We start from the raw sequence: 14,550 nt of genomic DNA, 5'->3' as shown, positions 1-14,550 counted from the left end.
TGTGTGGCGCCAGCCTCTGCCGGCGCCACGCCGTCTTGTCAGATGCCGTCGCGTTCCATCGGGCAGCTCATGCAGCGGGCGCCGCCGCGGCCACGTCCCAGCTCTTCGCCCGGGATGGGCAGCACAGTGATGCCAGCCTTGTCGTACTTCTCGTTGGTGTAGGTGTTGCGCTCGTAACCCACCACCACGCCGGGACGCACGGTCAGCACGTTGTTGGCGTCGTTCCACTGCTCGCGCTCGGCCTCGAAGCTGTCACCGCCGGTGGTGATGAGCTTGAGCTGATCCACGCCCAACGCCTTCTCGATGGCGGTCACGAAGTAACCCTCTTCCTTGATGTTCATGCCGGTGGCACCGCCCGGGGTCAGGCTCCAGCAGTTCACATCCTTGCGGATGACTTCCGGATAGACGGAGAAGGTGTCTATGTCCATGTGGGTCATGACGGTATCCAGGTGCATGCAGCTGCGGTGTTTCGGCAGCTCCATGGCGATGACCTGTTTGGCCTGGCCGTGCTTGAACAGGCTGCGAGCCAGGTGCTCGACCCCTTGCGGCGTGGTGCGCTCGGACATGCCGATGAGCACGGCGCCGCGGCCGATGACCAGGACGTCACCCCCTTCGATGGTGGAGTTGTCGTAGTCGCGGTCTTCGTCACCGAAGTACTTGATGAAGTCCTGACCGGCAAACTGCGGGTGCCAGCGGTAGATGGCCTTCACATGGTTGGTCTCGCGACGACGGGCGGCCTTGGCCATGGGGTTGATAGAGACGCCGCCATAGACCCAGCAGGAGGTGTCGCGGGTGAAGAGGTGATTGGGCAGCGGCTCGATGATGAAATCGGTCGGGGCGTGCATGCCGACCACCATGTTGACGCCGCTGTAGGGCATCTCGGAGTAGGTCAGGCCGCCGGAGAGAATGCGGGCCAGCTCGCGATGGGGCATGTCCGCCAGGAAGCAGCGCACGTCGTTGGCCAGCGCGGTGCCGAGACGATAGTCGGAGACCTGATGCTGCAACAGCCAGGCTTTGGCTTCCGGCACGTCCAGGGTTTCCGCCAGCAGATTGGTCAGCAGGAAGACTTCGACATTCTGATCGCGCAGTACCTGAGCGAATTTGTCGTGCTCCTGACCGGCGCGTTCCACGGACAGGACGTCATCGAACAGCAGATCCTGGCAGTTGGAAGGAGTCAGACGCTTCAGACTGAGGTTGGGGCGGTGCAACATGACGCGGCGCAACTGGCCAACTTCAGAACCTACATAAAATTTGCTCATGATTATATTCCGTCTAGCAGTGGTCCCTGCGAGTGATTGAATAGATTCCTTCTATTCTGGCTCGTGGCTAAGGCGGGATATTCTTTATATAGGGTATTCAGCTTGTGTTCTATCCTGCCCTTGCCTTTCGATGCAGAGATTAGGACTGGCAGCCACACCAAACTTGGACATTGATCACATTCAACCGAGACTGCATAAATTCAGGAGTTAATTTATGACGGAGTGTACATAAACGATATTTGCCATTGAGCAAACACGGCATAAACAAGCAAAAATCCCCATAAAAATCCCAGCAAGATAGCGTTTTCATTCATTTAAGCTATCCATAAAGAGATATCCATGATTTTAAAATATCTTTATAATCAATCAGATAAAAAAGATTTTTTTAGTATTTGAATTTTTTATATCCATCCATGAATTTATCGTCATTCATCCCCCTGAGAGTCACCACATAAATAGTCACTTTCTCCATTTCGGTTGAATAATCCGTTTTTTGTTCCAGATCATGGCATCTGTGCCAGGTCGCGCGGCAACGCTCCCACCCTCCCGTCATGCCCCCATCTCGCTTATATGAATATGCATTTTGGGCGCTTCCTGACGGCGTTTCTCTCACCCGCCTCATTGCAGGCGGGATTTAAAGTTTTTTCATTAGTTGAATTTTTTGCATCACCTTGCACCAGGCCATGGTTCGCCTTAACTCAGAAAGTGACTTGGATCACACCAAATTCCCTTACCAAGGAGATAACCATGAAGATCAAGCCGCTGTTTCTGTTCGTCGCCCTGGTCCTTCCCCTGGCCCCGGCCCTGGTCCACGCCCAGGGAGCCCCCGCCATGCCGCTGGTGGTATGCCATGTTGACCAGGCCCCCCAGATGCTGATCCCCGCCTACCTCTGCCAATGGTATGGTGGTAGCCAGCACCACTGATCCGCTCACCCAGGGGGAGATGTCCTCCTCTTGGGTGGAAGCCCGAGTCCGACACCCTCCACTCGGCGCCTCCCCACTCAGCTGGTACCCAGCCGCTCACACCACAGCCCTGCCAGTTGCCGTATTCGCTGCCGCATTGCCCGCTCATTGGCGGGATCGGCCCCCGGTCATCCCATTTCCCTTCGATACTCCAGGATGTGCTCATCTGCGATCGACACCTCTCTTCACGTCATTTCTGAACCCCAGTTAAATGGCTTGTAAGACATTCGCCATAGAATGCGTAAGCAAACATCCCACAAAGCTCTCGCCATAGTCGGAAGATAAGCGCGAAAAACCCGCAGATAAAATCTTCAAGATGATGATTAATAACAAAATAATCGTTATTTCATTTCGCAAGAAACGAGTTTCGCAAAAACGTTTTTCAACATGCTGTTGTCGCCCTGCGGGAAATCCTTATAGTTACTCCTGCACGGACGCAATGAAGTCGGTCAGGATGACTGGCTGCCAGGGTTGGGCAAATGGACTCACCACAGGATGTGGTAAAGGACACCTCCCAGGACGGAGAAAGTGCGGCGGGAATGGATGACTCGTCAGGCCATGATGGCTAAAGGACACCCCAAAGGATTGGGAAGGGGAAACCTAAAGGAAGAGGTATAGTCAGGGATTGCAGGGAGCAACTTCGTTCAAGGATATGAGCGATAAGACTATCGGGGGCGACGCAAGTCGCCCCCATCTTTTTTGGCCGTTTTTTGCCTCGGCCAACGTCTCTCACTCCAGCCGGAAGTGCCCCACTATCTCCCGCAACCTGTCATAGGTGTGCTGCATGGCGTTCGAGCTGTGCACCGTCCGCTCCCCATTGCCCTTGAGCTGGGTAATCACCTCGGCAATGGCGCTCATGTTGCGGTTGATCTCCTCGGCAACGGCGCTCTGTTGCTCCGCCGCAGTGGCGATATGGCTGATGAGATCGTTGATCTCCACCACCTCCCCCGCCATCAAATCCAGCGACGCATTCACCTTACCGGTGTTTTCTGCCGCATCCTGACAACTCTGACGGGTGTTGCCCATGGCCACCACCACTGTCTGGGCGCCTCGTTGCAGCCGGGTCAGCATGGTCTGGATCTCGGCGGTACTCTGCTGGGTGCGGCCCGCCAGGGAGCGCACCTCATCGGCCACCACGGCGAATCCGCGTCCCTGCTCACCGGCCCGGGCAGCCTCGATGGCGGCGTTGAGGGCCAGCAGGTTGGTCTGCTCGGCGATGCTGCCGATGACCCCGAGTATGGAGCCAATCTGCTGCACATCCTGCTGCATGGCCTCGATGGAGTGGGCCGTGGCCTCCACCTCGGTCACCAGGGCGGTCACGCTGGCCATGGCCTGATCCACGACCTGGCGTGACTGGCTTGCCAGCTGCTGGCTCTGGCCGGTCAGCTGGGCCGTGCTGGCCGCACTCTCCGACACCGAGACGGCGGTGCGGCTCATCTCGTTGATCGCAGTGACGACCTGCTCCGTCTCCCGCACATGCTCGGCCAGCAGCCCCTGGGCCGCCCCCGTCTCCCGCGCGAGATCCGAAATCCCGTCGTTGAGCTGGCCGCTGGCGTGCCGCACCTCCCCCATCATCTCCTGCAGTCGCTCGATGAAGCGGTTGATGCCCGCCGAGATCTGGCCGAGGTCATCCTTGCTGGTCACGGTGAGCCGGCGAGTCAGGTCACCATTGCCCTGGGACAGCTCCTGCACCAGGTCGCGCAGGGAGAGAATCGGGCGATAGGCCAGGTTGAGCGCCACCATGGAGATTGCCAGCACCAGGGCTGCGACCCCGAGCAGGGCCAGGGTGATCTTGCCGTTGAGGGCCTGGGTCATGGCCCGGATATGGTCGAGATCCACGTACCCGGTCAGGGTCCACTGACTGCCCCGGATGTCGAGCTTGTTGGGGCGGCTCTCGACCTCTCCACCGGGCTTGCTGCTGTAGAGCACCTGGCCCTGGCTGTCGGTGAGGGAGAAGTAACGCCCCTCTCCGCTCACCTTCGCCAGCAGCGTTTTGAACTCGCTCATGTCGAGGTAATAGAGGTAGGCGGAGTCGGCCCCTCGCGGCACCAGAATGGAGATGACCGGCTTGTCGTCCAGCTGCTCCAGCGGGCTCACGGTGATCTGGTTGTTGGCGGCGGGGATCTGCTTGCGCAGGGCATCGACCCTGGCCTTGTCGTCGATGACGCCATTTGCGTCGAACGCCATGTCGCCAATCACCTTGACGATGTTGTGAAAGCCGGTCTCCTGCAGCGCCTTCTTGACGCTGGTGACCCCGAGGTTGAGGTTGGCGGCCAGCAGTACTTTCTGATTGATGTCGTCCGCCAGTTTCTCCCTGACCAGGGTGATCTGTTCGTTGATGTTCTGGGTCGCCTGGGTGCGGATGTAACTGCTGATGAAGTGATTGACGCTGAACCAGGCGGTGCCGATGGTAGCCAGGATGGCGAGCAGCAGGAGGACGTTGATCTTGACTTTGAATGGCATGGGATGGGTCCCTCCAAATGAAGAGGGCTGGAATTGCTCCAGCCCTCTCTGCCAATGCTTACTTCTTCTTGGCGTACTTCATGGAGTCCAGCGCGACCGCCAGGATGATGATGCCGCCCTTGATGATGAACTGCCAGTAAGGGCTGACCCCGATGTAGGTCAGACCGTAGTTGATCAGTGTGAAGATGAGTACCCCGGTGATGACACCGGCCACCGTCCCCACACCACCGGCAAATGACACCCCGCCCACCACGCAGGCCGCGATGGCGTCGAGCTCATACATGAAGCCCAGGTTGTTGGTGGCACTACCGATACGGCCCGCTTCCAGCATGCCGCCGAAGGCATAGAAGACGCCGGCCAGGGCATAGATGATCACCAGGTTGACGGCGACGTTGACGCCGGACACCTTGGCCGCTTCCGGGTTGCCACCGATGGCGAAGATATTCTTGCCGAAACGGGTCTTGTTCCACAGCACCCAGACGAAGACGCTGGCGATGGCCGCATAGAAGGTCAGATACGACAGCTTGAATCCGCCTATCCGGATGAACCCCTGTGCGAAGCTGGAGAAGCGGGGATCGAAGCCGGCCACCGGAGAAGCCCCCACGGAGTCGAAATACAGCGAGTTGATGCCGTAGACGATGATCATGGTGCCCAGCGTGGTGATGAAGGGCGTCACGTTCAGGTAGGCCACGATCAGGCCGTTGATGAGGCCGATCAAGGCACCCACGGCGCAGACCAGCAGGATCACCGCCGGGATGGGCACTTCACCCAGAGAGGGGAACACCTTGTTGACGTTGGTCAGGGCCTGCAGCATGGTGGCCGCAATGAGCGCAGCCAGGCCGACCTGACGACCGGCCGACAGGTCGGTCCCCTGGGTGATGATGATGCCCGCCACCCCCAGCGCGATGATGATCCGCACCGAGGACTGGGTCAGGATGTTGCTGAAGTTGGTGAGACTGAGGAAGGAGGGCTCCTTGATCACGATGACCATGAGCAGCACCAGCAGTACCACATAGATGCCGTTCTCTTTGAGCGCCTGCATCAGATTGAATTTTTTAGCCGACTCCATAATGTCTTCCTGTCTTATAGGTACAGAGATGCCAGGCGCAGGATCTCGCTCTGGTCAGTTTCTTTGGTGTTGACGATCCCCGCGACCCGGCCATTGCTCATGACCAGGATGCGATCCGTGATGCCGAGCAGTTCGGGCATCTCGGAGGAGATGATGACGATCCCCTTGTCCTTCTTCGCCAGCTCGAGGATGAGCTGGTAGATCTCGAACTTGGCCCCCACGTCGATGCCGCGGGTAGGTTCATCCAGCATCAGGATCTCGGGCTGGGTCAGCAGCCAGCGGCCGATGATGACCTTCTGCTGGTTGCCGCCGGAGAGGCTGCCGATCTGGGTCTGCTGGGTCGGTGTCTTGACCCGCATGGAGTCGATGACCCACTGGGTGTCGCTCTTCATCTTGTTGTCGCTGAGCAGCCCCATGGAACCCTTGTAGTTGTCCATGTTGGCGATCAGGGAGTTGAAGGCGATGTCGAGACGGGAATAGATACCGGTGGAGCGGCGCTCCTCGGTCACCAGGGCGAAGCCATTCTGGATCGCCTCGTGGGCATTGTGGTTCGCCACCTCTTTGCCGTGCAGCTTGATGGTCCCCTCGCTGCGTTCGCGGATGCCGAACAGGGTCTCGACGATGTCCGTGCGCTTGGCCCCCACCAGACCGGCGATGCCGAGGATCTCCCCCTTGTGCAGGTTGAAGGTCACATCCTGGATGGAAGGCTGGTTCTTGGCCGTCAGGTGCTCGACTTCGAGGATCACCTCTTTGGGCTGGTTGGTTTTCTCCGGGAAGCGCTGGGTCAGCTCGCGACCGACCATCATGCCGATGATCTGATCCATGGTCATGCCCTTGAGTGGCTGGGTCGCCACCCACTGCCCATCCCGCAATATGGTGATCTCGTCACAGAGCTGGAAGATCTCTTCCATCTTGTGGGAGATGTAGACGATGCCGCAGCCTTTCTCCTTGAGCTTGTTGATGATCTTGAAGAGGTGGTTGACCTCTTTCTCGGTCAGGGAGGAGGTGGGCTCGTCCATGATGACGATCTTGGCGTCATAGGAGAATGCCTTGGCGATCTCGATCATCTGCATCTGGGAGACGGAGAGGGTACCGACCTTGACCCTGGGGTCGATGTCGATGTCCAGTTCGTCGAAGATCTGCTTGGTCTCTTCATACATCTTGCCGTGATCGATGAACCACCCCTTGGTGGGGTAGCGGCCGAGCCACATGTTGTCCATCACGGTGCGTTGCAACACCAGGTTCAGCTCCTGGTGGACCATGGAGACACCGTTCTCCAGCGCCTCCTTGGAGGAGGTAAAGTTGATCTCCTCCCCCTTGAAGAAGATCTTGCCCTCATCCTTCTCGTAGATGCCGAACAGGCACTTGAGCAGCGTGGACTTGCCTGCGCCATTCTCGCCCATCAACGCATGCACAGAATGAGGACGGACCCGTAAATTGACTTTATCGAGTGCCTTGACGCCAGGGAAACTCTTACTGACGTCAATCATCTCCAACAGCCATTCTGATTGTTGCCGTGTTGTCATATCAGCCATCACATCTGGTTGGAACAGAGGGCAAGGGGATCACCCTTGCCCGGGAGGAGGGAATTACTCGAACTGGGACAGGTTGTCTTTATCCACGCCCACGTAAGGAACACGCACGATCTTGTTGTCGATCTTCCAGTTGGTGCCTTCACCGGCCGGCTTGCCTTCGGCCAGGTTCTTGGACAGATCGAAGGTCGCCTTGGCCTGGTTGGCCGCGTCGTTCAGCACGGTACCCGCCATGGCGCCGCTCTTGACCATGGCCAGGGCTTCCGGCAGGGCGTCAACGCCGAACACCGGGATGGCGCTCTTGCCTTGTGCCTTCAGGGATTCAACAGCGCCCATCGCCATGCCGTCGTTGTTGGCGATGACCACTTCGATCTTGTTGGCGTTCGGGCCGGAGATCCAGGCGTCCATCTTGTCCTTCGCCATGGCGGTATCCCACATACCGGTATCCATGTGCAGCTGCTCGGTCTTGATGCCGCCGTCGTTCAGGGTCTTGACGACGTAGGTGGTACGGGCTTCCGCATCCGGGTGGCCAGGCTCACCCTTGAGCAGCACGAACTGGATGACGCCATCCTTGTTCAGATCCCAGGCCGGATTGGCTTTCCAGTGCTTGGCGATCAGCTGACCCTGGATGATACCGGACTCTTTGGAGTCGGTACCCACGTAGTAGGCCTTGTCATAGCTGGCCATGTCCGCCGCGCTCGGTTCCTTGTTGTAGAACACGACGGGGATCTCGTCGGCACGGGCCTTTTCGATCACGACAGAGGCCGCAGCCGGGTCGACCAGGTTGATGGCCAGCGCTTTCACACCCTTGGCCAGCAGGACGTCGATCTGGTCATTCTGCTTGGACTGGTCGTTCTGGGAGTCGTTCATCAGCAGCTCGACACCCGGGTTGGCTGTCGCTTCCTTCTCGATGGCCTTGCGCACCACGGCCATGAAGTTGTCGTCATACTTGTAGACGGTGACACCGATACGGGTATCGGCCTGGGCTTGGGCTCCCGCCATCAGTCCCATCAGCAAGGTGGCAACTGTCGTGAGTTTTTTCATTGTTATGCTCCGATCTCTATCTGTTTTTGTAGGGAATGCTGTACACCATGTGAACTGGCGCCAGCCTAATGTAATCAGTTTGTTGTGTGACGGTCTGTGATCATGGCAACAAAATGAAAACGTTTACACTCTGTTACATAGCGACAATATTGTTAAAAATTAAATAGTTATGCCCATAGCAGCCTCCTTCGAGGCCTTGCCATAAGAGACTAGACTATCTAGCGCAAAATGCAGTTCCAGCTGTAACTTCCAGGCAACAACCAGAATTCGGGCCGCACACTCTGGCTCCAGGAGTCATCCCCGCCCACCCCCATATGGAAGCCATCGAGGCAGAGGTGAGTCCCCCCTAGGGCCACCAGATCGGTCTGGTGACGGGCCTGAGCGAGCTGCTGCTGGCTGTAGCGGCTGACGCTGAAGTGGAAGCGTCCCTCCACCGCCAGATCCCCCAATTGCAGCTGACGGGTATCGCAGCGCAGGCCGTTGTCGGTCGGGAAGACATAGGGGGTGTGCAGGGCCGAGGCGGGCCGTTGCCAGCGCTGCACGTCGGCGGCCAGCAGCCTGTCCGGGTAATTCTCGTGGGGACCGCGTCCCAGCCAGCTCACCTCGTCACCGTCAGCCAGCTCGTCAGCCAGCCAGAGCCGGGCACCGATGCGCGGCAAGGAGGGCATGTCACCGGCCACCTCCACCTCGATGGCGAGGTGCATGGCTCCGTCGCTGGCAAACTTGTGGTGCCAGCGGGTCAGCAGCTTGAGTTCGGCCCCGACGAAGTAGCCGTGTCGCACCGTCACCGTCCCTTGATCAGGGCTCACCGTCAGGTCGAGACAGCGGTGCGCCAGTGCGTTGAGTCCGGATTCCTGCCAGCGGGCGATCCAGGCGTTGGGATCGGCGTGATCCGCCTCGCTGGTGCCGATGTCGTTGTCGAGTGGTGCCCGATAGAAGTGGTCGGCAATGGCGTCTTTCAGCCGCTCCCGACCCTGCTTCTGCCAGCTCGCGACTCGGCCGCTGGCCTTGTCGAGCTGCCACTCTCCCCCTGTCGTACGCACTTGCCAGTGATCACCCTGTTCGCTCAGGGTGGCGGGGCTGAACGCCGCCGGGATGGCCAGGGGCGTCGGCAGCATGCATTGCTGGCGCGCCACCTCGTGCCCCGCCTCGGCCCAGGCCGTGGCGCCGTGCTGTACGATGGCGAGATCCAGCCACGCAAGGCTCCCCGCCGCAAAGGCAGGCAAGCGCTCCAGCAGGGTCAGGGTCACGCAGTCCAGGGGCACCAGCTCAAGCGAGCACTCACCCTGACTCACCACCATGCCGTCCTCGCACAACCGCCAGTGCAGCGTTTCGTTGTCCGTCCTGCGGAACAGGTACTCGCTGGTGATCGCGACCTTGAGCGGCTGCTGGCTGACCAGGGTCAGCACGAAGGGCTGCTGGGCACGCTTGGCCTCGAACAGCGACGGATGGGGCGTGCGATCGGGGAATAACAGGCCGTTGCAGCAGAACTGGCGGTCATTGGGGGTATCGCCGAAGTCTCCCCCATAGGCCCAGAAGTGGCGGCCGTCGTCGGTCTGTTTGTCCAGCCCCTGATCGACCCAATCCCAGACGAAACCGCCCTGCAGGCGGGGATGATCGCGAAACGCCTGCCAGTAGTGGGCATAGCCCCCCAGGCTGTTGCCCATGGCGTGGGCGTATTCACACAGGATCAGCGGCCGGGTTTCCCCCGGCAGGCCGATCCACTTGGCCAGCGCCCACTTGGGCACGGCCGGGAAGGGTTGATCCTGATGGGTCCGGGCATACATGGGGCAGATGATGTCGGTGGCCTGGGTATCGGCCCCGCCCCCCTCGTACTGCACGGGACGGCTGGGGTCGCAGCCCTTGACCCACTGGTACATGGCGTCGTGGGCCGGGCCGTAGCCGGATTCATTGCCGAGGGACCAGATGATGATGCTGGGGTGGTTGAAGTCCCGCGCCACCATGCGGGTGACCCGCTCGAGGAAGGCGGTGCTCCAGGCGGGATCCCGCGCCAGCCGCCCCATGGGGGTCATGCCGTGGGTCTCCAGGTTCGCCTCGTCCACCACGTAGAGACCGAGCCGGTCGCACAGGCGATAGAGCTCGGGGTGGTTGGGATAGTGAGAACAGCGCACCGCGTTGAAGTTGTGCCGCTTCATCAGCAGCAGATCCTGCTCCATGTCGGCAGGCGTCACCGCATGCCCGGTGGCGGGGTGGTGCTCGTGGCGGTTGGCACCGCGAATGAGCAGGGGCTGGCCGTTGACCCGCAGCAGACCGCCGCGGATCTCCACCGCCCGAAAGCCCACGTCATAGGCCTCGCTCTCGATGGACTCCCCCTGCTCGTCCAGCAGGGTCAGGGTCAGGCGGTAGAGATGGGGGGTCTCGGCGCTCCACTTGTGCGGTGCCGCCACCTCCAGCCAGACCTCGCTCCTGTCTCCGTAGGCCCCCTTCTCGTCGATGGCCCCGGTGCCGAGCGGCTGGCGTCGCTCGGCGATCAGCGTCTCACCGAAATAGAGCCTGGCCTCCACAGCCAGTCCGGTGCCCTCATTGACCTGCAGATCGATCTTGAGGCGTGCATCCCGGTAGCAGGCGTCCAGCACCGGCGTCAGCCGTATGTCCAGCAGGCGGCGCCCGGGTTTGTGCAGCAGGCTGACGGAGCGGAAGATGCCGCTCATGCGCCACATGTCCTGATCCTCCAGGTAGGAGCCATCGGACCAGCGCAGCACCAGGGCCGCCAGCCGGTTTTGGCCGGCCTGCAGGAAGGGAGTCAGATCGAACTCGGCGGGCAGCCGGCTGTCCTGGGAGTAGCCGACCCAGCGGCCGTTGCAGAACAGGTGGAAGGCGCTGTCCACCCCGCCGAAGATGATCCGGGTCTGGCCGCCGGCCAGCCAGCCGGCAGGCAAGTCGAACACGCGGGAGTAGCAGCCGGTGGGATTCTCGGCGGGCACCCGGGGCGGATCGCAGGGGAAGGGGTACTTGATGTTGGTGTAGATGGGCACATCGGTCACAGGCCGCAACCCTGGGTAGGCCGCATCCAGCTGCCAGTTGCCCGGCACCAGGATAGCGGTCGCGTCCCCCAGATCCTCGTTCACCCAGGACTCGGGCACCGACTCCGGCGCATCGAAGAAGGAGAAGCGCCACTCGCCGTCGAGCAGCAGGCAGGAGGGGGAAGGCAAGCCGGCCCGCGCCTCGGCCTCGTCACGCCAACTGGACAAGGGGGTATGGGCGGGCAGCCGATTCACCGACGTAATCGCCTGGGTCTGCCAGTCCTGACGGGCCACTATCTCCCTGAGCATCTCTTTCTCTCCCTGCATGAGCGCTGAAAACCATTGCAGTGTAGGGAAGTTTTGGCCGTGGATCGGCGATCCCGCTCACAACGATGTAAACGATTACACTCATTTTGTTAAGTAAAACGGAGTAAAAATAGGATAAATGCTGGTAAAAGCCCGTTCCGGTCAGCACGGGGGTAAAAAGCGGGGATTCACGGCTCGGAGACCGGGAGCTGATGGTTGATAAAGATGCGGGCAGGGATGAGTTCTTGCCGCCGCCATCCCGCCGCCGGGGTGACCGCATCGGACAGGGGATCGGAGCCGCCGCGCAGAGGCAGGGGGCGAACGACCACCTCTTGTTACCGCCATCCCCACACCCGGGCCGCAATAGTGGCAAGGGAGCAACACCTAGGTGGATCTCGTGAAAGGGCAATACGATGCCCACCGCCCGGTGGCGGCATCCGCCGTGAGATCGGGGCAGAAGGACAGTACGTGGCTCGGTGCGCTGTCGACAGGCGAGGACGCCCATCACCACCAGGTAGCGGCATCAGTCGATCTGGACGGAGAACAATGCGCAGATAAGGGTGCAGGCGGCAATCAGGGAGGCGAGGCCGCCACCCCGTCACCAGGGTGGCGGCAACGGGGTCGGGACCGCATGGCAGGCTTGAAAGAAGGTGGGCAGCCCGGGATCAGAGCCTGACGGGCGCCACTGAGTGGCGGTTGATCAGGGTCGGGGTGTAGATGCGGCTCTGCACCGACTCGCCCTCCCCGGCGGCGAGTTGCAACGCCAGCTTGGCCGCCTGGGCCGCCATCAGCTCGATGGGATAACGCATGGTGGAGAGCTTGGGCCGCAAGTATCTCGCGTAGATGATATCATCGAACCCCACCACAGAGACCTCTTCCGGCACCTTGAAGCCGTTGTCAGCCAGCACCGAGATGGCCCCCGCCGCCATGGCATCGTTGTAGGCCACCACCGCCGTGATGGGCAGCCCCTTGGCCAGCAGGTTGAGCATGGCGCGCTCACCACCCTCTTCATTGGGCATGCCGCTCTCCACCAGCTCGGGATCGGTGCTCAGTCCCGCCTCCGCCAGCGCATCCTGATAGCCCTGATGGCGCAACAGGGCATCCTCGATGGCGTGATCCGAGCTCAGGAATGCGATGTGGCGATGACCCAGATCCAGCAGATGGCGGGTCGCAGTCGCCGCCCCCAACCGGTTGTTGAGGGCGATACAACGCCCCCTCAGGCTCGGAATGTCGCGGTTGATCAGCACCATGCCGGGCGCCCGCAGGGCATAGTCGATGAGCTCTTCATCGTCGAGCGCCTTGCTGTGCACCACCAGCGCCTCGCAACGCTTGCCGATGAGCAGCTCGATCGCTTCCCGCTCCTGCTGGGCACGGTGAAAACCATTACCCATCAGCAAGTGCAGCCCCTGCTCCACCGCCACCGCGGCCACCCCCTTGACCAGGGCACCGAAGAAAGGATCCGCCACGTCGCCCACCACCACGCCCATGGTGTCACAGGTCTGGCTGACCAGAGCCCGGGCGTTGGCATTGGGGGTGTAGCCCAGTTCGGCCATGGCTTTCAGCACCACCTCGCGGGAGGCGGCGCTGGCCTTGGGTGAGTTGTTCATCACCCGTGAAACCGTTGCCACCGAAACGTTGGCCAAACGGGCGACATCCTTGATGGTGCTCATGCTGTTTTCACTTATTTCACGGTTCGATAGATCGCATTATACCGGTCAATGTCCCTGATAACAGTGGAAAAAGTCATATCACGATATTCATGACGACAAAAAATGGTGTAATCGTTTACACGTATTTGTTAAGCGGCTCACAGTTTGCCCGTCTGCCCCTCGGCTAGACTCCTCCTCAGGCTTTTCCTGTGTGAGGAAACGAGGGTGGAGAAGAGGATGAAAGTACTGGTGACCGGCGGTTGTGGCTACATCGGCAGCCACACCTGTCTGGCCCTGCAGGCCGCGGGCATGGAGCCCGTGGTGGTGGACAATCTCTGCAACAGCAAGGCCGGCGTGCTGACCCGTGTCGCCGCCATCAGCGGGCAGGCTCCCCGCTTCTATCAGGGGGACATCCGCGACGCGGCCCTGCTGGATCGCATCTTCACCGAACAGGAGATAGGGGCGGTGATCCACTTCGCCGCCCTCAAGGCGGTCGGGGAGTCGACCCGCATGCCGCTGGACTACTACGACAACAACCTCGGCGGCACCCTGGTGCTGCTGCAGACGATGAAGCGGGCAGGGGTACACAACCTGGTCTTCAGCTCATCGGCCACCGTCTACGGCGACCCGGCCAGTACCCCCATCAAGGAGGCGTTCCCACGCAGCGCCACCAACCCCTACGGCCGATCCAAGCTGATCATCGAAGAGATCCTCGAGGATCTGCAGGCTGCCGAGCCCCACTGGAGCATGACCCTGCTGCGCTACTTCAACCCGGTAGGGGCCCACGAATCCGGCACCCTGGGGGAAGATCCCCAGGGCATTCCCAACAACCTCATGCCCTTTTTAACCCAGGTCGCCATCGGCCGCCGCGACAGCCTCTCGGTCTTTGGTAACGATTACCCTACCGTGGACGGCACCGGGGTACGCGACTACATCCATGTGATGGATCTCGCCGAGGGGCACGTCAAGGCGCTCCACCACTGCGCCGGCCGGGGGGGCGTCCACCCCTACAACCTGGGCACGGGCCAGGGCCAGAGCGTGCTGCAGATGTTGGCGGCGTTCGAGACAGCCTGCGGCCGTCCTCTGCCCTATCGCATCGAGCCCCGGCGTCCCGGCGACATCGCCGAGTGCTGGGCAGATCCGGCCAAGGCCGCACGGGAACTGGACTGGCACGCCAGCCGGGATCTCGCGACCATGTGTGCCGACAGCTGGCGCTGGCAGTCCGCCAACCCCAATGGTTACGAGGAGTAGGCCCAGGCCTGCGCCTCCGGATTTCTTCAA

General features: G+C 60.8%; 10 protein-coding genes. 2 read left to right on the top strand and 8 right to left on the bottom strand.

What is annotated here, in order from left to right; genetic code table 11:
* Window positions 1–38: 38 nt before the first annotated feature.
* Window positions 39–1,259 carry an arginine deiminase gene (arcA, locus tag J9885_RS19560; RefSeq protein ID WP_043764021.1) on the bottom strand — a complete coding sequence of 407 codons (1,221 nt, stop codon included), beginning with the start codon at window positions 1,257–1,259 and terminating at the stop codon, window positions 39–41.
* A gap of 747 nt (window positions 1,260–2,006) precedes the next feature.
* Here arcA and J9885_RS19555 point away from each other — a divergent pair.
* Window positions 2,007–2,183: a hypothetical protein gene (locus tag J9885_RS19555; RefSeq protein WP_134694276.1), complete on the top strand. Its 177-nt coding sequence runs from the start codon at window positions 2,007–2,009 to the stop codon at window positions 2,181–2,183.
* Window positions 2,184–2,951: 768 nt separating this feature from the next.
* Here the strand turns inward: J9885_RS19555 and J9885_RS19550 are convergent.
* The 7 genes from J9885_RS19550 to J9885_RS19520 all read right to left on the bottom strand — a co-directional run bounded on the left by J9885_RS19550 (window position 2,952) and on the right by J9885_RS19520 (window position 13,290).
* The gene (locus J9885_RS19550; RefSeq protein WP_210550485.1) at window positions 2,952–4,685 is read right to left on the bottom strand and encodes a methyl-accepting chemotaxis protein; all 1,734 of its coding nucleotides are present in this window, start codon (window positions 4,683–4,685) and stop codon (window positions 2,952–2,954) included.
* Window positions 4,686–4,743: 58 nt separating this feature from the next.
* Window positions 4,744–5,754, bottom strand: a complete 1,011-nt coding sequence (gene mglC / locus J9885_RS19545) for a galactose/methyl galactoside ABC transporter permease MglC (protein WP_043764024.1) — start codon at window positions 5,752–5,754, stop codon at window positions 4,744–4,746.
* Window positions 5,755–5,768: 14 nt separating this feature from the next.
* Window positions 5,769–7,289 carry a galactose/methyl galactoside ABC transporter ATP-binding protein MglA gene (gene mglA / locus J9885_RS19540; RefSeq protein ID WP_043764025.1) on the bottom strand — a complete coding sequence of 507 codons (1,521 nt, stop codon included), beginning with the start codon at window positions 7,287–7,289 and terminating at the stop codon, window positions 5,769–5,771.
* Between the two features lie 54 nt (window positions 7,290–7,343).
* Window positions 7,344–8,330 (bottom strand): galactose/glucose ABC transporter substrate-binding protein MglB, encoded by a 987-nt coding sequence (gene mglB, locus J9885_RS19535; protein ID WP_043808467.1) that lies wholly within the window; start codon window positions 8,328–8,330, stop codon window positions 7,344–7,346.
* Between the two features lie 218 nt (window positions 8,331–8,548).
* Window positions 8,549–11,623, bottom strand: coding sequence for a beta-galactosidase (locus J9885_RS19530; protein ID WP_210550484.1), 3,075 nt, complete (start codon window positions 11,621–11,623; stop codon window positions 8,549–8,551).
* Between the two features lie 185 nt (window positions 11,624–11,808).
* Window positions 11,809–11,949, bottom strand: a complete 141-nt coding sequence (locus J9885_RS19525) for a hypothetical protein (protein WP_210550483.1) — start codon at window positions 11,947–11,949, stop codon at window positions 11,809–11,811.
* Window positions 11,950–12,285: 336 nt separating this feature from the next.
* Entirely contained in the window at window positions 12,286–13,290 is a 1,005-nt protein-coding gene (locus J9885_RS19520; RefSeq protein ID WP_210550482.1) for a substrate-binding domain-containing protein, read from the bottom strand.
* Between the two features lie 216 nt (window positions 13,291–13,506).
* On the opposite strand from J9885_RS19520, the gene galE reads away from it, so the two are divergent.
* The gene (gene galE, locus J9885_RS19515) at window positions 13,507–14,520 is read left to right on the top strand and encodes a UDP-glucose 4-epimerase GalE (RefSeq protein WP_210550481.1); all 1,014 of its coding nucleotides are present in this window, start codon (window positions 13,507–13,509) and stop codon (window positions 14,518–14,520) included.
* Window positions 14,521–14,550: the final 30 nt, after the last annotated feature.

It is taken from the genome of Aeromonas sp. SrichE-2G (genome assembly GCF_017939565.1).
Classification (GTDB): Bacteria; Pseudomonadota; Gammaproteobacteria; order Enterobacterales; family Aeromonadaceae; genus Aeromonas; species Aeromonas taiwanensis.
This window is presented reverse-complemented; position numbering and strand designations above follow the sequence as displayed.

What these genes read in the sequence shown, in the direction of transcription:
- J9885_RS19530 (WP_210550484.1), bottom strand. Translation starts at nt 11,623, where the DNA reads ATGCTCAGGGAGATAGTGGCCCGTCAGGACTGGCAGACCCAGGCGATT.
- arcA (WP_043764021.1), bottom strand. Translation starts at nt 1,259, where the DNA reads ATGAGCAAATTTTATGTAGGTTCTGAAGTTGGCCAGTTGCGCCGCGTC.
- J9885_RS19520 (WP_210550482.1), bottom strand. Translation starts at nt 13,290, where the DNA reads ATGAGCACCATCAAGGATGTCGCCCGTTTGGCCAACGTTTCGGTGGCA.
- galE (WP_210550481.1), top strand. Translation starts at nt 13,507, where the DNA reads ATGAAAGTACTGGTGACCGGCGGTTGTGGCTACATCGGCAGCCACACC.
- mglB (WP_043808467.1), bottom strand. Translation starts at nt 8,330, where the DNA reads ATGAAAAAACTCACGACAGTTGCCACCTTGCTGATGGGACTGATGGCG.
- J9885_RS19555 (WP_134694276.1), top strand. Translation starts at nt 2,007, where the DNA reads ATGAAGATCAAGCCGCTGTTTCTGTTCGTCGCCCTGGTCCTTCCCCTG.
- mglA (WP_043764025.1), bottom strand. Translation starts at nt 7,289, where the DNA reads ATGGCTGATATGACAACACGGCAACAATCAGAATGGCTGTTGGAGATG.
- J9885_RS19550 (WP_210550485.1), bottom strand. Translation starts at nt 4,685, where the DNA reads ATGCCATTCAAAGTCAAGATCAACGTCCTCCTGCTGCTCGCCATCCTG.
- mglC (WP_043764024.1), bottom strand. Translation starts at nt 5,754, where the DNA reads ATGGAGTCGGCTAAAAAATTCAATCTGATGCAGGCGCTCAAAGAGAAC.